Origin of the sequence: Archangium violaceum Cb vi76 (assembly GCF_000733295.1) — a bacterium.
GTDB lineage: Bacteria > Myxococcota > Myxococcia > Myxococcales > Myxococcaceae > Archangium > Archangium violaceum.
The window spans coordinates 60,105-77,864 of record NZ_JPMI01000080.1 but is presented as its reverse complement, the minus strand read 5'-3'; the positions used below and the strand labels follow the sequence as shown (position 1 = coordinate 77,864).

Genomic DNA, 17,760 nt, shown 5'->3' with positions numbered 1-17,760 from the left:
GTGCCCCACACATCCGACAGGAGAGGAGTCCATATGGCACAGCGAGACAACGACAGCCCGGGCCAGGAGCAACGCTTCCCCGTGCGCGCGCGGCGGATGGAGCGCCCGATGCAGGATGACGGAACGCAGCGCGGAGAGCCGGGCCGCCCGGGCTACGGCTCGTTCGGCGCCGAGCGCGGCGACAACCAGGGAGGCCTCGGGGGCCGGGGCGCCTACGAGCGCGGCTACCGCCCGGGCAGCTACGACGCGAAGCTGGACCGGATGGAAGGCCGGCAGCGGAGCCCGGTCCGGCCGCCTCGCGGCTACCAGCGCGCGGATGATCGCATCCGCGAGGACGTCTGCGAGCGGCTCATGGAAGGCCCCGTGGACGTGGGCGACGTGGAGGTCACCGTCAGCAATGGCGAGGTGACGCTGAGCGGCACGGTGGAGGAGCGCTGGCAGAAGCGCGCCATCGAGGACATGGCCAGCAACGTGCGCGGAGTGCACGACGTCCACAACCGCGTGCGCGTGAAGCCCATGCAGGACAGGCCCATGTCCCAGGACGCCTCGCGGCCGCGTGACGAGCAGCCTCAAGGGAACCGGGACGATCAGCCGTACATGGGCGGCTGAGGACCCTTCACTCGTAGTCGACTACGACCGAGGTAAGACAAAAAACACACACCACTCGTAGTCGACTACGACTGCCGTATGGGGATGGAGGCCTCAGGCCAGGCCCTCCTCTCCTTCCATGTCCTGCTGCTCCCTCGGGATGTCCACCAGCGCGCCGAGCGGGTAGATGATGAGGTGGCGCTGAGGCTCGCTGCCATGGCTCACCGTCTCCAGGTGGTAGCGCGAGACGAGCCGGTGCTGCAGCTTGCGCAGCCGGGGCGGCCTCGGGGCCAGGGGGACCACCACCGCCTCGCTCAGCACGCGCTGGATGGCGTGCTCGGCCTCCATCACCGCCTCGCGCACCTGGTCCTCGTCCACGCCCTCGGCGATGAGGAAGACGTCGCGCAGCACCCGCCTCATCTCCGACGAGCTGTTGCGCTTGATGGCCAACACGCGCGCGCCCGTCTTCTCCGCGATCTTCCGCAGCTTCGGATCATTGGCGCGTGAGCGCAGCGTGAGGATGACGTCCGCGTTCTCCAGGCGGCCCACCACCCGCGCGTCCGGGCCCAGGTCCCGCAGCACCCGCTCGAGCAAGTCGCGGCTGGCCGCGTGGGCATGGATACGCGTGGTGCCCTGGCGAAGGCCGGGCTGTGCGCCACCGCCGCGGCGAGGGGCCGCCCGGGACGCAGCGGGAGCGAGAGGCTCCGAGGAACGGACCGGCAAGGGAGCCACCGCCTGGGGCTCCTCCTTCACCTCCACCTGACCCTCGACGAGCTGGCGCCGCTCACCCCCCACGTTCTCCCCCGCCAGCAGCCGGTCCACCGACTGGGCGGTGTCGCGGTGCACCAGCACCTCGTCGCGGCTCACCATCTCCACCACCACGTCGAAGGTGGGCGGCGCGCGGCGCTCGTTGATCGTCTTCTGCGTGTGGCGCCGCCGCGCCTCCTCGTCGCTGAGTGTGACGGTGTGCACGCCGCCCACGAGATCCGACAGCGTGGGGTTGAGCACCAGGTTCTCCAGCGTGTTGCCGTGAGCGGTGGCCACCAGTTGCACACCACGCTCGGCGATGGTGCGCGCCGCGGAGGCCTCGGCCGAGGTGCCGATCTCATCGACGATGATGGCCTCGGGCATGTGGTTCTCCACCGCCTCGATCATCACGTCGTGCTGGCGGTCCGGCCGCGAGACCTGCATGCGGCGCGCGCCACCGATGCCCGGGTGGGGGATGTCTCCGTCGCCACCAATCTCGTTGGAGGTGTCCACCACCATGACGCGCTTGCCCAGGTCATCGGCGAGCACGCGGGCCACCTCGCGCAGCTTGGTCGTCTTGCCCACGCCGGGCCGGCCGAGCAGCAGGATGTTCAGGCCCGAGGCGATGAGATCCTTGAGCATGTCGATGGTGCCGAAGATGGCGCGGCCCACGCGCAGGGTGAGGCCCACCACCTTGCCCTGCCGGTTGCGGATGGCGGAGACGCGGTGGAGGGTGCGCTCGATTCCGGCGCGGTTGTCCTCGCTGACCGTGCCCACCTGCGAGAGCACATGCGCCAGGTCCTCTCGGGTGATGGGGGATTCGGACAGACGCACCACCCGGCCGGTGAGCCGGGCCTCGGGCGGGCGGCCGAGGTCCATCACCACCTCGAGCACCTCCCCGGGAGACAAGTCCCGGACCGCGGCCTTCAGCGGCTCGGGCAGCACCCCCATGAGGAGCTGGAAGTCGTCATCGGGAGCGGCAATGGCGTCGCGTGGGCTCATAACGTGTCTAAAGGTGAATCCTTCCGAGTCGGGTTGCACGTGGTCTCGCGGCCGGGGGGCAAGGGAGCACCCGATGCTAGCGAGCATTCAGGGGCCCCGCCGCACTCTCGTGACTGGGTACGCACCCGGAGCCTGCATAGCTCAGGACCAGGGGCATGACTGGAGGCCATACCCGTCCCCAGCCCCGTCCCCCGAGGAGCGATCCCATGACCCAGGACGACAAGGACATCATCACCCCCACGACCGAGAACCACCCCGACAAGCGCAAGGGGCAGATGAGCATCCGCGAAGCCGCCGCGATGGAGATGCCCCAGTTGCAGCACATGGAAACCGGCATCCGGGGCGTCCCGGTTCACGGTTTCGGCAATGGAACGGAGACGGTGAAGCGCCATACCGGCATGGGCACGGACACGGGCATGGCGATGAACGTGGGGACGGCCATGGACTCGTCCCAGACGAGCGCCGGTGAGTCGGTGACGAAGATCATCGACCAGGTCTTCGAGCTTCCCTTCCACGCCCAGCTCAGCGTGATGCGGATGCTCGCGTCCCGGGTGCTCGGCGCGATGGACGCGAGGGACCGGGAGGGCTTCCTGAACGGCCTGCGCATGGAGATGGAGCACGCCGGGGAGGACACGGGCGTGGAGACCTCCGAGGCCCGGACGACGAACATGCCGGACACCCCGGACATCCAGGGCACGTGAGTGCACCTCGGCGCGGCTTCGCCCGTACGCCATCGACCCTATACGTCCTCGACCGCCGCGCCGCCCTCCACCACCGTGGCACCGAGCTCCTTCGCCAGCCGCACCGGCTCCGCGCGTGAGCGCTTCGCGATGGCCTGGGCCAGGGGCTCCGCGTGGGTCGTCACCCAGACCTGGCTGTGCATGGAGGCGTCCACGATGAGCCGGCCCAGGGGCTCGAGCAGGTCCGGGTGCAGGCTCGTCTCCGGCTCGTTGAGCGCGAGGAAGGCGGGGGGCCGCGGGCTCAGCAGCGCGGCCAGCAGACACAGGTAGCGCAGCGTCCCGTCCGACAGCTCGCGAGCCGCCAGCGGGCGCAGCAGCCCCGGCTGGTGGAGGAAGAGGCTGAAGCGGCCCTGCGGTGCATGGATCTCCAACCGCGAGCCCGGGAAGGCGTCCTCGAGAGCGCGCTCCAGACCTTCGGCGTCACCAATCTCGATGATGGTCTGCAGCGCGGCGGCCAGGTCCCTGCCGTCATGCGCCAGGACAGGCGTGCGCACGCCCACCTGGGGCGAGCGCTGGGGTGCCTCCGGGTCGGTGCGGAAGTGGTGGTAGAAGCGCCACATGCGCAGCGCGCGCTGCAACTCGGCGAGGCGCGGGAAGCGGTGCGGTTCGGAGAGCTGCGCCATCACCGATTCACCGGCCCACAACTGCATGGGGAAGGTGGTGCGGTTGCCCTCCGAGTCGCGCAGGAAGGCGGTGCGATCCTTGCGCTCCATCAACACGGCGCGGCGTTTCGCCTCCACGGTCCACAGGTGCTCTTCCTTCACCTCGGGGTCCAGGTTGAAGAGGCTCGGGGACTCGCGATCCTTGCCCGCGGCGGGCGGCACGGGGCCGAGGCTGAGCTCGTAGGCGAGGTCATCCAGGGTGACGCCCACGGTCATGCGCACGGGCTTCTTGTCGCGCGAGCCGGCCCACAGCACGCTGGGCACACCGCCCTCCTCCGCGAGCGTCTGGGCGAGCCTGCCATCGGCCGCGGCGGCCAGCAGGTAGAGCGAGCGGTAGAGGTTGGTCTTCCCGCTGCCGTTGGGCCCCACGATGACGGTGAGCGGCCCCACGGGGAGCACGAGCTGGCGCACCGAGCGATACCCGGAGACCTCGAGCTGGGTGATGGGCATGGCGGCGTAACCTACGACGGTCCGCTGCACACTGTCGCCCCGGGCCTGGGTGCACCGTTGCACAACCGCTACACACCGCGTCCCGCCCTTCCCTCTGCATGACGCATGGCGCCACGGTTGGCGCGCACGGTGCATTGGACCCTCACCCCGGAGGGTCCGAACGCATGAACGCAACGATGTCGACGAAGTGGGATGTGCGGGTGCTGGCCGTGGCGGGCGCGGGGATGATGGGGCTCGCGGGGACCCAACTGGCGCTGGACTGGGCGATGGAGGGAGTCGAGCAGGTGGTGATATCCGTGCACCACCACTTGCGCGAGAAGCCGGTCGTGCGCACGTGGCGCGTGGGCCGCCTGCTGAAGCCCACCGAGGACCCGGCCATGCCCGAGGCCTTCCGCGCGCCGCGCTCGCTCTACTTCCTCCACCCGGGGGGCCGCGGGCTGGAGCTGTGCGACGCACCGGGGCGCACGCCGCGGCTCTCCCGCTGGCCGGAGAGCACCAACGCCTCCGAGGTGACACTGCACCGGCCGTGAATCCTCACGCGCCCCGAGAAATACCGCTCCCAGATTTCGAGAGCGGGCGAGCCACACACACGCGGTGTCGCGTAGCTCGCCCGCCTGCTCCCTGGCGTGCATGTGTGCCGTGCACGAGACAACGCAGGCGAGCAAGGCGCCGTGCTCCCACACTCCCGGTCCCATTCAGCCATTCCTATTTCGTGGTCCTCACGCGCGGTGCGTGCCTCGAACAAGGGGAATGGGTGTGGGACTGGAACACGCGACGCTCCGAGGCCTCCTGCGGTACACGAACCGGCTGCTGAGCTGGCCGCTCGTGGCGGCCCTCTGGGTGGCGCCCGCTGCCCGGGCCGAGGCCCAGCAGCAGCAGCAACCCCAGCAGCAGCAGCAACCTCCGGCGGGAGACATCTCCCATCTCGCCGAGAGCGCCTCCTCCAAGCATCAGCTCCCCTCCTCGCTGGACAGCGAGAACGAGGAGGCCGAGCCCGAGTTCACCATCGGGCCCACCGAGCCGGTGGCGCCCGGAGAGCGCCGCTGGGTGCGCAAGTTCGAGCTGGTGGACCTCAAGTCCTACTTCGCCGAGGGCGTGCTGGCGAAGGCGAAGGACGCCTATGACGGGGGCCGCTACCGCACCGCGCGCCAGTTGCTGGAGACGGAGGCGGCCACGCCGCCGGTGCGCTACCTCCGGGCGATGAGCGCGCTGCGCATGCGCCAGTGGGCCACGGCGGCCGAGGAGCTCTCGGCGCTGGCGGAGAGCCACCCGCCCCTGCGCGACTACTGTCACTTCGAGGCCGCGAGGGCCTACGAGCGGATGCGCAAGTGGACGGAGGCCGTCACCCACTATGGGGCCGTGTCTCCCGGCGCGCGGCGCTACGAGGACGCGCGCTTCGGCATGGCGTCCATCCTCGAGAAGAAGAAGCGGGACTACGCCGGGGCCGTGGCGGCGCTCACGCCCATCGTCCAGACGGACTCCCCCAAGCCGAACAACCCCCGGCAGGCCGAGGCGTGGCTGACCATCGCCCGGCTGGCGCGCTACCAGGCCGACTACAACGGCGAGCACCGGGCGCACCTCGCCGTCTGGGCCCTCCACCCCTTCTCCAGGCAGGTGCCCGCGGCCATCAAGGGCCTGAGGGATCTCCCCTACGTGCCCAAGTGGAAGGTGGCGCGCGCGGAGACGCTGCTCTCCCTGCACCACAACCGCGAGGCGCTGGACATGCTGGAGCGGATGCTCCCGAGGATGGAGCTGCCGGATCCGCTCGCCTGCCGCGCGCACTTCGCCTACGGCACGGCGCTGCGCAAGGAGCGCAAGCACTCGCTGGCCATCCGCGCGCTGCGGCCCGTGGTCGAGAATTGCCAGGACGAGGCGCTGCGCCCGCGCGCCCTCTACGTGCTGGGCTACTCGGAGTCGGTGGTGGAGCCGGACAGCTCCATCCCCACGTACCTGAAGCTCGCGCGGGACTACCCGAAGCACCCGTACGCGGATGACGCGCTCTTCTACGCGGCGCACAAGGCGCTGGACCGGGGCAACAAGGCGGCGGCCATGGCCGCGTTGGATCAGCTCATCTCCCACCACCCGGACGGCAACTTCGCGGCCGAGGCCCTCTTCCAGCGCTTCTGGGTGTACCGCGCCGAGGGCCAGCAGGACGCGGCGCTCGAGTCCCTCTCCCGGATTGAAGAGCTCAGGGGCAAGGGCTCCACGCACGAGTCGGTGCAGCGGGCCCGCTACTGGCGCTCGCGCACGCTGCGGACGCTGGGCCGCGCCGAGGAGGCGAACGCGCTGATGGAGCGCGTGGCGGCCGAGGGGGCGGCCACGTGGTACGGGCTGATGGCGCGCTCGCGTCTGGCGGTGGAGGCTCCGGAGCGGGCCCGTGCCGTCAGCGAGCGGCTGCGCAGCCCCGCCAGTGCCATGAGCGTGTGGCCCCTGGACGCGGGCAACCTCGCGGCGGATCCGCACTTCGTCACCGGCATCGAGCTGCTGAAGCTGGAGCACCGCGAGGCGGCCTCGGAGCTGCTGGCGGTGGACCGCAAGGGCCGCGGCGAGGAGTCCATCCGGCTGCTCTTCCACATCCTCCACGCCTCCGGCTACGAGCGCTACGCGCGCTCCATCGCCTGGTCGCTGCGCCGCGAGGGACTGGCCGCGCCCACCGAGGCCGAGACGCGCCTCATCTACGCTGCGGCCTATCCGCACGCCTTCCGCAACCTGGTGGTGCGGCACAGCCGGGCGGCGCGGGTGAACCCGGACCTGATGCAGGCCCTCATCCGCGAGGAGAGCGCCTTCAACCCGAACGCGCGCTCGCCCACGGGTGCGCTGGGACTGGCCCAGCTCATGCCGGCCACGGCCTTCGCGGTGGCGCGCCAGCTCAACGTGCCGCTGGCCACGCCCTCCGCGCTGCTCGATCCCCGGCAGAACATCCGCCTGGGCTCGGCGTACCTGGGCGGCCTGCAGCGCCGCTTCGCGGGCAACCCGGCCTACGCGGTGGCCAGCTACAACGCCGGCCCCGGCGCGGTGGACCGCTGGCTGTCGCGCTTCCCCGACGCCGAGCTGGACGAGTGGGTGGAGCAGATTCCCGTGGAGGAGACGCGCCACTACGTGAAGCGCGTGCTGGGCAGCGCCTCGGCCTACCAGTTGCTCTACGCGTCGGACAAGATGACCACGCTGGCCTTTGGGGAGCGCGGCTCCAATAATGCGGGCTCTCGCTGAGCCCCGCATGTCCCACGACGAGATCCACGAATCCAACATCCAGTTGCACGGTTCCTGGCGATTCTTCGCCAGGAACAGCATCGCCGGAGAAGTGCTCGACCTGCCCGAGGTGAGCATCGCGTCGAGCAACGTCTCCTGGTCGATGATGAACGCGGCCTTCCTCCCCGGGCCGGTGGAGACGGAGGAGGCCCTGGAGCGGGCGGCCGCCTCCGCCGCCCGGCACCTGGCGCCCAAGGGACGGGGATGGATGCTCGCCCTCTGCGAGGACCAGGTGCCGCTCCAGCTGCGAGAGCGGGCCGGGGAGCTGCTCGCCCCCCATGGGTTGAAGCTGTCCATGGTGGCCACCGGCATGGTGGCCGAGCGCCTCGCTCCCGATATGCGGCCGCGGCCGGTGATGGAGATCCGCCAGGCCAGGGACTCGCGGGGGCGGTGCGATCTCGCCGACGTCAACTCGCGCTGCTACGACATGCCGATTCACACGGGGCGCGAGACCTTCGACGTACCGCGCCTCTTCGAGGGCGACGGCAAGGGCTTCGTCGGCTACCGCCATGGAGAGGCCGCCACCGGCGCGGCCGTCATCCGGGTGGACGACGTGGCCTACATCTCGATGGTGGCCACCCTGCCCTCGCACCGGCAACTCGGCTGTGCCGAGGCCGTCATGCGCCACGCGCTCGCCGAGGCGGAGCGCGAGTGGGGGATTCACCGCACGGTGCTGCACGCCACCCCTGCGGGCCTGCCCGTGTACCGCCGCATGGGCTACCGGCCCGTGACGCGTTTCCGCTTCTACATGGCGGAGCCCGCGCGGAGCCGGTGAGCCAGAGCGTCAGCGGCTGGCGCGGGGCAGCGAGAGCGCGCCCTGCAATTCCCGCAGCTTCGACTGGATGATGCGGGCATTGCCCGGCCCCATGCGCAGCAGGTGCTTCTGCGCGGCGCTGAGCTGCTCCAACTCCGGGGCCGCGTAGGCGTAGTTCACCCCCGGCGTGTCCACCACCTCCAGCTCGCCCTCGGGCACCGGTGTGTCGAGAATCTTCTGGATGGCGTTGGAGAGCGTCTGGTCGAAGCGTTGACCGGGGCGGCTGATCTCCTGGTAGGCCGTGTCGATGAGCGGCTTGAGCGTCTGGTACGTCCGCACACTGGCCCGCGTGTCGAGCGCGCCGAAGACCCGCGACACCCCGTCATAGCGGGCGTAGCTCTCGGGGGCGATGAAGGTGCGGCCCTCGCGCTCGACGACCTGGAAGCTCCCTGCGGGAGCCATGAAGGAGAGCGCGGCACGGGGACTCTCGCCCTCCGCGATGTTGCCGGCGGCGGTGGTGAAGCGCCGGACGAGGTCCTCGGTGGAGGCGAGCCACTTCGCCAGCTCGGGGAGGGGAGACAACGGGCCCACGAGCTCACGCACGCGGGCATCGCTCTGGCCCAGCGGAGGCAGTGGCACCGTGGGGGTGGCGGGAGCCGCCGGCTGAGCCTCGGGCGTGGGGGCCGCGGCCACGGGCGGGGCCGCCGACGGCGTGGCGGGCTCCGGAAGCTCCGGCTTGTCGCGCAGGGCGAACCAGAGGAGGCCCGCGCCCACCACGGCGAGGGCGGCCATGGCCAACACGATGGGCTTGCGCGAGGGACCGGGCGCCGGTGCGCCGGTGGGTGCTCCCTGGGGCTGCTGCGGTTCGCTCATGACTCCTCCAGGTTGGGTGTCACCGCGACGTACTGCTCCAACCGGGCGATTCCCAGCTTCTTCATCCGGCTCTGCAGGGTGGAGGGTTTGAGACCCAACAACGCCGCCGCGCCGCCCGGGCCGTAGATGCGACCCTGCGTCAGCGTCAGCACACGCAGGATGTGCTGGCGCTGCACCTCCTCCAGCGTGGGCACCGAGCCCTCCATCAGCGGCGGCGCCTCCACGGCCACCTTCGCCCCCGGAGCGCGGAGGGGCAGATCGAAGGCCTCGGCCCCCAGCTCCAGCTTGCGCGACAGGATGGTGGCGCGCTCCAGCGCGTTCGCCAGCTCGCGGATGTTGCCCGGCCAGTCGTACGCCGCCAGGCGGGCAATCCCCTCCACCGTCACCTTCACCCCCCGCCGGCCCGTGCGCCGGGCCTGCTCCTCCAGGAGGGAGACGCACAACTGGGGCAGATCCTCCAGCCGCTCGCGCAGCGGAGGCAGCCGCAGCGGGAAGACGCTCAACCGGTAGTACAGGTCCTCCCGGAAGCGCCGCTGGGAGATGGCCTGCTGCAGGTCCACGTGCGTGGCCGCGAGAATCCGCACGTCCGCGCGCACCGTCTTGTCACTCCCCACGGGCTCGAAGGTCTTCTCCTGCAGGGCGCGCAGCAGCTTGGCCTGCAGCTCCACGGGCAGCTCGCCCACCTCGTCCAGGAAGAGCGTGCCCCCGTGCGCCATCTGGAAGCGCCCGGCCCTGTCCCGCGTGGCGCCGGTGAAGGCCCCCTTCACGTGGCCGAACAGCTCGCTCTCCAGCAGGCCGGCGGGAATGGCCGCGCAGTTGAGCGTCACGAAGGGCGCCTCGGCCCGAGCGCTCCAGCGGTGCACCGCCCGCGCCAGCCGCTCCTTGCCCGTGCCCGTCTCGCCCAGCAGCAGCACCGGTGTCTCCGTCTCCGCCACCTGCCGCGCCCGCCGCGCCAGCTCCCGCACCGCCGCGCTGCGCGACGTCTCCAGCACCCCCACCTCGTCCCCGCCCAGCTGCGCCTCCAGCAAGCGCGCGTGCTCGTGCTCCCGCCGGTGCAGCCGCTCCAGGGTGCTCTTCTGCTGCGTCTCCTGCAGCGTGGTGGCCAGCATCTGCCCGTACACCTCCACCAGCTCCACCAGCTCCCGCGGGTACGTCTCGCACTCCGTCCGGTCCAACGTCAGCAGGCCGTAGCAGCTCTCCCCCGCGCACAGCGGCACCACCATGCACGAGTGCCCGGGCGGCAGATCCAACACCCCGTCGAACGGATCTCCATCTCCGTGCGAGTGGTCCTCGTGGGTGAAGGCGCGGGCCCGGCGCGTCTCCAGCGCCTGGCGCAGCGTGGGGAAGTCCGTCAGCTTCAGCTCGTGGCGCCGCACCTTGTCCGAGGCCAGCGGCCCTCGCGCCGCCACCGCCACCAGCTTTCCTTCTCGCAGCAAGAAGAGCGTGGCCAGGTCGAAGCGCACCACCCGCGTGAGCCAGTCCAGGCCCCGGCGCAGCAGCTCCGCCACGGCCTCCTCCGAGGCCGCCAGCTCGACCAGGTCCCGGGCTTCCTGCCGAAATCCATTTCGCGTCACAGAAACGATGTCATCCGCCATGCGTCCTTGTAGATAACCGGGGCGCCACCGAAATGTCAGTGGCGCCGGGCACCGAAATTTCGGTATGCACCGGTCCGGCGGCGTCGTCCGGGGAGTGGGTAGGAGTCAACCCTTTGGAATCACAGGTGGAGTTTCCCTGGCACGGACGCTGCTCAGAGTAGTACGCGAAGAAACCCTGTCCGGTCTGCCAGCAGGCAGGCCTCAACCCCCAAGGAGTCGAATCACATGCTGACCGTTGGCGACAAGATCCCCGCGTTCAACCTCACCTCGGTGGTGAGCCTGGAGAAGGGCAAGGAGTTCAAGGAGATCAACCAGGACAGCTACAAGGGCAAGTGGCTGGTGCTCTTCTCCTGGCCCAAGGACTTCACCTTCATCTGCCCGACCGAGATCGCCGAGTTCGGTAAGCGCGACAAGGACTTCCAGGACCGCAACGCGCAGGTGCTCGGCCTGAGCACCGACAGCGAGTACGTGCACCACGCGTGGCGCACGCACCACCCGGACCTCAAGGGCCTGCCCTTCCCGATGCTGGCGGACATCAAGCGCGAGCTGAGCGCGGGCCTGGGCATCCTGCACAAGGACGCGGGCGTGGCGCTGCGCGCGACCTTCATCATCGATCCGCAGGGCATCATCCGGCACGTGTCGGTGAACGACCTGTCGGTGGGCCGTAACGTGGCCGAGACGCTCCGCACGCTGGACGCGTTCCAGACGGACGAGCTGTGCCCCTGCAACTGGCAGAAGGGCGAGGAGACCCTCACCAAGAAGCTGGCGAAGGCGGGTTGATACGTCATGGCGTCGCTCGAAGTCGTTCGCGGTGAGTTGACGGATGCCCACCGGGATACCCGGCTGAACCTCCAGTCGGTGCTGGAGAACAACAGCCTCACCCCCGAGCAGCGTTGGGGGGTGGCGGTGGGCAGCGCCTTCGCGGCTCGGAACGAGCGGCTGAAGGAGGCCCTGCTGCACGAGGTCCGTCAGGCGCTGGGCGAGAAGGCCGAGCCTGTCATCGAGGACGCGCGCGCCGCGGCCTCGCTGATGGGGATGAACAACGTCTACTACCGGTTCCGCCACATGGTGGGGAAGGAGTCCTACTCCACCAAGCGGGCCGGTCTGCGGATGAACCGGCTGGTGCAGGTCCTCACCAACAAGGTGGACTTCGAGCTCGTCTGCCTGGCGGTGAGCGCCATCAACGGCTGCGAGACGTGCGTCCAGTCCCACGAGAAGGTCGTCATCGAGGGCGGCCTCTCCGAGGACCAGGTGCACGACGCGGTCCGCATCGCCGCGGTCATCCACGCGGCGGCGGTGGGCCTCGAGTCGTAGACGTTCCGCTTCACGCTGACATCAGACACGCCCTCCGGTGCCAACACCGGGGGGCGCGTCACTTTGTGGGCCCAGGCATCTCCATCTCAAACACACACGAAAGGAACGAACGCATGTACCGCAGCCCGAGCCCCCTCTCCGAGCAGACCCGCTCCGCCGTCTCCGCCTCCCTCAACGAGCGGCTGGCCGATGGGTTGGATCTCCACAGTCAAATCAAGGTCGCCCACTGGAACATCAAGGGCCCGCAGTTCGCGGCGCTCCACCCGCTCTTCGAGACGTTCGCGGTGAGCCTGGCGGCCCACAACGACTCGGTGGCCGAGCGCGCGGTGACGCTGGGCGGCAAGGCGTACGGCACCAGCCGGCACGTGGCGAAGACGAGCCGCCTGCCGGACTACCCGCAGGACACCTCGAGGGACCTGGAGCACGTACGGCTGCTGGCCGACCGCATCGAGGCCTACCTGACGGGCGCGCGCGAGAGCCGCAAGGTGGCCGAGCAGCACCAGGACACGGACACGGTGGACCTGCTCACCGGCATCATCACCGAGTTCGAGAAGCACGCCTGGTTCCTGCGCGCCTCACTGGAGGGCTGAGCCCGGAGGGCCGGGGCATGACCGGCCTGGCCGTGCCGGGCCCACCTTCGCGTCGCGGCCGTGGCGAAGCTCCGCGCGCCCGCCTGACGCCGCGCCACGCTCTCCGGGATTACTCCTGGGGCGCCTGGTCCGTCGGGCCCTCGTCGATGATCTCGACGTCCTCCTTCACCTCGTCCTGCTTCACGTCACCGGAGCCGCCGGTGGCCTCCTCACCGTCCGTCGTGGCCGGGGTCTTCGGCTCCTGCTCGCCGGGCTCCCCCGTGATGTCCCACCGCTTCCCCTCGTCCGTGGTCACCGTGGTGTGCTGACCGCTGTCGCCGGAGACCTCGCCGTCATAGACGGTGGGAGCGCCCTCACGGTCCTCGCGCGCCCGCTCGTGGTAGGGCCGCCACACCGCTTCTTCGTTGGAGGACTCATCGGCCTCGTGCGCCTTCGACGTATTGGCACAACCCCCGAGGGCGAGCGCGAAGGTGGCGGCGGCCAGGATGGAAAGCTTCTTCACGGTGCATCTCCTTGTCCGAGTTGTTCCCGGACAAGGTGGATGCCCTTCGGTGTGAGGCAAGGAAGCGGACAGCCACCCGGGAATGCGCCCGGACGGCCGCCCGCTTCACCTCACCTGGAACTCAGCGCGTCTCACCCGCGACGGCCTGACCACCGCCCAGCCCCATCTGCTGCAGCGTGAAGGCCCACAGGTCCGTGTACTCCTCGATGATCTTCCCGGTGGGCTTGCCCGCGCCATGGCCCGCCTTGGTCTCGATGCGGATGAGCACCGGGGCCTCACCGGCCTGCGCCGCCTGGGCGGCCGCGGTGAACTTGAAGCTGTGGCCCGGCACCACGCGGTCGTCATGGTCCGCGGTGTGGACGAGCATGGGCGGGTAGCGCGTGCCCGGCTTCAGGTTGTGCAGCGGCGAGTACGCGTAGAGCGCCTTGAACTCCTCCGGGTTCTCCGCGGAGCCGTAGTCGCTCGTCCACCCCCAGCCGATGGTGAACTTGTGGAAGCGCAGCATGTCCATCACGCCCACGCCCGGCAGCGCCACGCCGAACAGCTCCGGACGCTGCGTCACCGCCGCCCCCACCAGCAGGCCACCGTTGGAGCGGCCGGTGATGGCCAGGCGCGGGGTCGACGTGTACTTGTTGGCGATGAGCCACTCAGCCGCGGCGATGAAGTCATCGAAGACGTTCTGCTTCTTCAGCTTCGTGCCGGCCAGGTGCCACTCGCGGCCGTACTCGCCACCGCCACGCAGGTTGGCCACGGCGAAGACGCCGCCCTGCTCCATCCACACCAGGTTGGCCACGCTGAAGCCCGGCGTCATCGCGGCGTTGAAGCCACCGTAGCCGTAGAGCAGCGTCGGGTTCGTCCCATCCAGCTTCAGCCCCTTCTTGTGGCTGAGGAACATGGGGACGCGGGTGCCATCCTTGCTCGTGTAGAAGACCTGCGTCGTCTCGTACTGCGACGGATCGAACTTCACCTTCGGCGCCTTGAACACCTGGCTCTGACCGGCCTTCAGGTCATAGCGGTAGATGGTCGTGGGCGTGGTGTAGCTGGAGTAGGCGTAGAAGGTCTCCGTGTCCTGGCGCTTGCCACCGAAGCCGAAGGAGGTGCCCAGACCGGGCAGCGCCAGCTCGCCCTTGGCCTTGCCATCGAGCGAGTACATCCGCACCTGCGAGTGCGCGTCCTTCATCACGCTGACGATGAACTGGTTGTTGACGACGTTGACGCCCGACAGCGTCTCCTCGCCCTGGGGGATGAGCTCCTTCCAGTTCTTGCGCTCCGGCTTGCGCAGGTCGATGGCGACGACGCGGCCGCGCGGCGCCTCCAGGTCCGTCTTGAACCAGAAGAGCGTGCCGTCGTTGCCGACGTAGTCGTACTCCGCATCCCAGTCCTTGAGCAGCTCGACGACCTGGGCCTTGGGATCCTTCAGGTCCTTGTAGAGGATGAGGTTCTTCGGCTCGCTGCCGCGCCACACGTTGATGAGCAGGTAGCGCCCATCGTCGGAGACGGAGCCGCCGAAGCCCCACTCCTTCTGGTCCTTGCGCTCGTAGACGAGGACGTCCTCGGCCTGCGGCGTGCCCAGCTTGTGGAAATAGAGCTTCTGGTAATAGTTGGCGCCGCTCATGGCCTCGGCGGCCTTGGGCTCGTCATAGCGGCTGTAGAAGAAGCCCTTGCCGTCCTTCGTCCAGGACGAGCCGGAGAACTTCACCCACTTGATGATGTCCGGAAGATCCTTGCCCGTGCGCACGTCCCGCACGCGGATCTCCTTCCAGTCGCTGCCGGCGTTGGCCACGCCGTACGCCATCAGGTTGCCATCGTCGGTGATGTCGAGGCCCGAGAGGGCCACCGTGCCATCCGCGGACAGCGTGTTCGGGTCGAGCAGGACGCGGGGCTCGGCCGCGAGCGAGTCCGCCGTGTGGAGCACGGCCTGAGCCTGCAGGCCGTTGTTGCGGAAGAAGAAGTAACGGCTGCCCTCACGCCAGGGCACGCTGTACTTCTCGTAGTCCCACAGCTCCGTCATCCGCTGCTTGAGCTGCGCGCGGAGGGGGATCTTCTCCAGATAGCCGAAGGCGAGCTGGTTCTGGGCCTCGATCCACTGGCGGGACTCGGGCGAGTCGGGGTTCTCCAGCCAGCGGTACGGATCGGCCACCTGGGTGCCGTGGTAGTCGTCGACCACGTCGTCCTTGCGCGCGGCGGGATAGCTCGGGCGCGAGGAGGCCTGGGAGGGAGCGCTCGCCGTGCTGGAAGCGGCGGGAGCGGAGGAGGGCTGGGACGCGCTGGGGGCCTGGGCCTCCAGCTGCGTCGGGGCATGGCTGCAGTGCGTGAGCCAGAGGGCGCACGCGGCGGCGGAGAATGCGCGGAGTTTCATGGTGGCGCGCGAACCTATCAGCCCGGGGGCGTATTTCCGAAACGGACACGGAGTGACATGACTCGCCGCGTCGGAAGCGCCCCCGGGGGCACGCCGTCACTGAAAAACTACCAGACCTTCACGCGCTTCTCGGGAGGCAGGTACGCGCCGTCCCCCTCCTTCACACCGAAGGCGGAGTAGAACTCGGGCATGTTGCGCACCACGCCGTTCACCCGGTACTCGCCGGGCGAGTGCGTATCCGTGAGGATGAGCTGCCGCAGGGCATCGTCGCGGTGCAGCGTGCGCCACACCTGGCCCCAGCCGAGGAAGAAGCGCTGGTCCCCGGTGAAGCCCTCGATGGCCGGAGCCTCCTGGCCGCCCAGCGACAGCTTGTAGGCCTTGAAGGCCACGGTGAGGCCGCTCAGGTCGCCGATGTTCTCGCCCAGCGTCAGCTTGCCGTTGAGGTTCATCCCCTGCAGCGGGGTGAAGGCGGAGTACTGGTCCGCCAGCATGCCGGTGCGCTGCTGGAAGGCGGCCTTGTCCTGCGCGGTCCACCAGTCGCGCAGGTTGCCGTCACCGTCGGAGCGGCTGCCCTGGTCGTCGAAGCCGTGGCTGATCTCATGGCCGATGACGCCGCCGATGGCGCCGTAGTTCACGGCGTCATCCGCCTCGGGATTGAAGAAGGGAGGCTGGAGGATGGCGGCCGGGAAGACGATCTCGTTCATCGTCGAGCTGTAGTAGGCATTCACCGTCTGCGGCGTCATGCCCCACTCGAGCCGGTCGATGGGCTTGCCCAGCTTGTCGAGGTTGCGGCGGACCTCGAAGCCGGTGGCGCGCTTCACGTTGCCCACCAGGTCATCCTTGCTGACGGAGAGCGCGGAGTAGTCCCGCCACTTCTCCGGGTAGCCGATCTTCACGTTGAACCTGGTCAGCTTGGCCTTGGCCTGGGTCTTCGTGTCCGGGCTCATCCACTCGAGCTGCTCGATTCCCTGCTCGAAGGCGACCCGCAGGTTCTTCACCAGCTCCTGCATGCGGGCCTTGCTCGCGGGGGTGAAGTGGCGCTCCACGTAGAGCTTGCCGAGCACCTCGCCCAGCGCGCCGTCCACCGTCTCCACGCCGCGCTTCCAGCGGGGGCGGTTCTCCTGGAGGCCCTGGAGCGTCTTGCCGCGGAAGACGAACTCGGCCTGCTCGAACTGGGAGCTGAGCAGGGGCGCCATGTCATCGAGCAGCTTGAAGGTGAGGTACTGCTTGAGCGTGGGCAGCGGCGTCTGGGCGAGCACCGCGGCCATGGCCTGGAAGTAGTCCGGCTGGCGGATGATGACACCCGGCGTCTTCACCGCTCCCAGGGCCTCGAGATAGCGCGACCAGGAGAAGCCAGGGGTGAGCTGCTCCAGCTCGGCCACGCTCTTGAGGTTGTAGGTGGCCTCGCGATCACGGTTGCGCACGCGATCCCAGTGCTTCTCCGCGAGCGACGTCTCGAGCGCCAGGATGGCCTTGGCCGCGCCGGCCGGATCCTTCTCCCCCGCCAGACCCAGGAGCGTCTCGATGTACGTGAGGTACGCGGCGCGCGTCTCGGCGAAGCGCGGCTCCTGCTTGAAGTAGTAGTCGCGATCCGGCAGGCCCAGGCCACTCTGGTTGGCATAGGTGATGTAGCGCGTGGTCTGCTTCGCGTCCTGGCCCACGAACACGGAGATCGGCGTCTGCACGCCCATGTGCGCGAAGGCGGCGAACAGCTCGGCCAGCCCCTGCTTGTCCTGGAGCGCGGCGATGCGCTCGAGGTCCCCGCGCACCGGCTGGATGCCGAGCGCCTCGATGCGATCGGTGTCCATGAAGCTCTGGTACAGGTCACCGACCTTCTGCGGATCCGTCCCGGGCTTCTTGCCCTGGGCGGCGGCGGCCTCCTCGATGATGACGCGCAGGGCGGCCTCGCTCTTGTCGCGCAGCTCGATGAAAGAGCCGTAGCGGGCCTTGTCGGCGGGCATTACCGCCGTCTTCAGCCACGTGCCGTTGACGTAGCGGAAGAAGTCATCCTGCGGACGAACACTGGAGTCGAAGTTCTTGGTGTCGACGCCGAGGGCCTGGGGCTTGGAGGCCTGGACGGCCGCTTCCGGCTGGGTGTTGCGCGAGGTGGCCGTGCATCCCAGGAGGAGGCAGGCCCCGAGCGTGGGAGCCCAGGAAAGGCGGAGGGGCTTCTTGCTGTTCATGCGTTCTCGCTGTGCTGTGTCGGGTGAGACGAAGGCAGGTAACCCCGGGAGCGGCTGGGAATTCCCATGGCTGCCCGGTTGCCCCCCTTCGGGTGCGCATGCTGCCCGAGCCGCGCGTGAGGCGTCCACCCGCCCCTGGTGCAACGCTTTCG

The 17,760-nt window shown here is 69.4% G+C and carries 15 protein-coding genes; 8 read left to right on the top strand and 7 right to left on the bottom strand.

All coding sequences use genetic code 11. The features are described from left to right. The first annotated feature begins 33 nt into the window (after positions 1 to 33). On the top strand, positions 34 to 609 hold the full coding sequence (locus tag Q664_RS52020) for a BON domain-containing protein (RefSeq protein WP_052518056.1): 576 nt from the start codon (positions 34 to 36) through the stop codon (positions 607 to 609). 93 nt (positions 610 to 702) lie between these two features. On the opposite strand, the gene Q664_RS62130 is transcribed toward Q664_RS52020, so the two are convergent. Continuing rightward, the gene (locus Q664_RS62130) at positions 703 to 2,337 is read right to left on the bottom strand and encodes a R3H domain-containing nucleic acid-binding protein (protein ID WP_043394413.1); all 1,635 of its coding nucleotides are present in this window, start codon (positions 2,335 to 2,337) and stop codon (positions 703 to 705) included. Between the two features lie 206 nt (positions 2,338 to 2,543). Here Q664_RS62130 and Q664_RS13610 point away from each other — a divergent pair, with 206 nt between their 5' ends. Then, complete coding sequence (locus Q664_RS13610; RefSeq protein ID WP_043394411.1) at positions 2,544 to 3,038, top strand: hypothetical protein; 495 nt, start codon at positions 2,544 to 2,546, stop codon at positions 3,036 to 3,038. Positions 3,039 to 3,076: 38 nt separating this feature from the next. Here Q664_RS13610 and Q664_RS13605 read toward each other — a convergent pair whose 3' ends face one another. Beyond that, positions 3,077 to 4,189, bottom strand: a complete 1,113-nt coding sequence (locus Q664_RS13605) for an AAA family ATPase (protein WP_043394409.1) — start codon at positions 4,187 to 4,189, stop codon at positions 3,077 to 3,079. 164 nt (positions 4,190 to 4,353) lie between these two features. Between Q664_RS13605 and Q664_RS13600 the strand changes: the two genes are divergently transcribed. The 3 genes from Q664_RS13600 (at position 4,354) to Q664_RS13590 (ending at position 8,213) form a co-directional block, all read left to right on the top strand. Next, positions 4,354 to 4,719, top strand: coding sequence for a hypothetical protein (locus Q664_RS13600; RefSeq protein ID WP_152622080.1), 366 nt, complete (start codon positions 4,354 to 4,356; stop codon positions 4,717 to 4,719). Between the two features lie 226 nt (positions 4,720 to 4,945). Beyond that, on the top strand, positions 4,946 to 7,399 hold the full coding sequence (locus Q664_RS13595) for a lytic transglycosylase domain-containing protein (protein ID WP_152622079.1): 2,454 nt from the start codon (positions 4,946 to 4,948) through the stop codon (positions 7,397 to 7,399). A gap of 7 nt (positions 7,400 to 7,406) precedes the next feature. Next, positions 7,407 to 8,213 (top strand): GNAT family N-acetyltransferase, encoded by an 807-nt coding sequence (locus tag Q664_RS13590; RefSeq protein ID WP_043394406.1) that lies wholly within the window; start codon positions 7,407 to 7,409, stop codon positions 8,211 to 8,213. Between the two features lie 9 nt (positions 8,214 to 8,222). Here Q664_RS13590 and Q664_RS13585 read toward each other — a convergent pair whose 3' ends face one another. Together Q664_RS13585 and Q664_RS13580 are read right to left on the bottom strand one after the other, a co-directional pair. Further along, positions 8,223 to 9,065: a DUF3014 domain-containing protein gene (locus tag Q664_RS13585; protein ID WP_043394405.1), complete on the bottom strand. Its 843-nt coding sequence runs from the start codon at positions 9,063 to 9,065 to the stop codon at positions 8,223 to 8,225. Then, the gene (locus Q664_RS13580) at positions 9,062 to 10,660 is read right to left on the bottom strand and encodes a sigma 54-interacting transcriptional regulator (RefSeq protein WP_052518053.1); all 1,599 of its coding nucleotides are present in this window, start codon (positions 10,658 to 10,660) and stop codon (positions 9,062 to 9,064) included. The genes Q664_RS13585 and Q664_RS13580 overlap by 4 nt, the downstream gene beginning before the upstream one ends. A 225-nt stretch (positions 10,661 to 10,885) precedes the next feature. Here Q664_RS13580 and Q664_RS13575 point away from each other — a divergent pair, with 225 nt between their 5' ends. The 3 genes from Q664_RS13575 to dps all read left to right on the top strand — a co-directional run bounded on the left by Q664_RS13575 (position 10,886) and on the right by dps (position 12,564). After that, entirely contained in the window at positions 10,886 to 11,440 is a 555-nt protein-coding gene (locus tag Q664_RS13575; protein WP_043394402.1) for a peroxiredoxin, read from the top strand. A gap of 6 nt (positions 11,441 to 11,446) precedes the next feature. Beyond that, positions 11,447 to 11,974, top strand: coding sequence for a carboxymuconolactone decarboxylase family protein (locus Q664_RS13570; RefSeq protein ID WP_043394400.1), 528 nt, complete (start codon positions 11,447 to 11,449; stop codon positions 11,972 to 11,974). An 83-nt stretch (positions 11,975 to 12,057) separates the two neighbouring features. Further along, a complete protein-coding gene (dps, locus tag Q664_RS13565) occupies positions 12,058 to 12,564 on the top strand; it encodes a DNA starvation/stationary phase protection protein Dps (protein WP_268811396.1) in 507 nt (168 codons plus the stop codon). A gap of 109 nt (positions 12,565 to 12,673) precedes the next feature. Here the strand turns inward: dps and Q664_RS13560 are convergent, their stop codons facing one another. From Q664_RS13560 to Q664_RS13550, 3 genes are all read right to left on the bottom strand, one after another. After that, a complete protein-coding gene (locus Q664_RS13560; RefSeq protein WP_043394396.1) occupies positions 12,674 to 13,066 on the bottom strand; it encodes a hypothetical protein in 393 nt (130 codons plus the stop codon). Positions 13,067 to 13,187: 121 nt separating this feature from the next. Beyond that, positions 13,188 to 15,425 carry a prolyl oligopeptidase family serine peptidase gene (locus Q664_RS13555; protein WP_043394394.1) on the bottom strand — a complete coding sequence of 746 codons (2,238 nt, stop codon included), beginning with the start codon at positions 15,423 to 15,425 and terminating at the stop codon, positions 13,188 to 13,190. A 107-nt stretch (positions 15,426 to 15,532) separates the two neighbouring features. After that, positions 15,533 to 17,608 carry a M13 family metallopeptidase gene (locus tag Q664_RS13550; RefSeq protein ID WP_043394392.1) on the bottom strand — a complete coding sequence of 692 codons (2,076 nt, stop codon included), beginning with the start codon at positions 17,606 to 17,608 and terminating at the stop codon, positions 15,533 to 15,535. Positions 17,609 to 17,760: the final 152 nt, after the last annotated feature.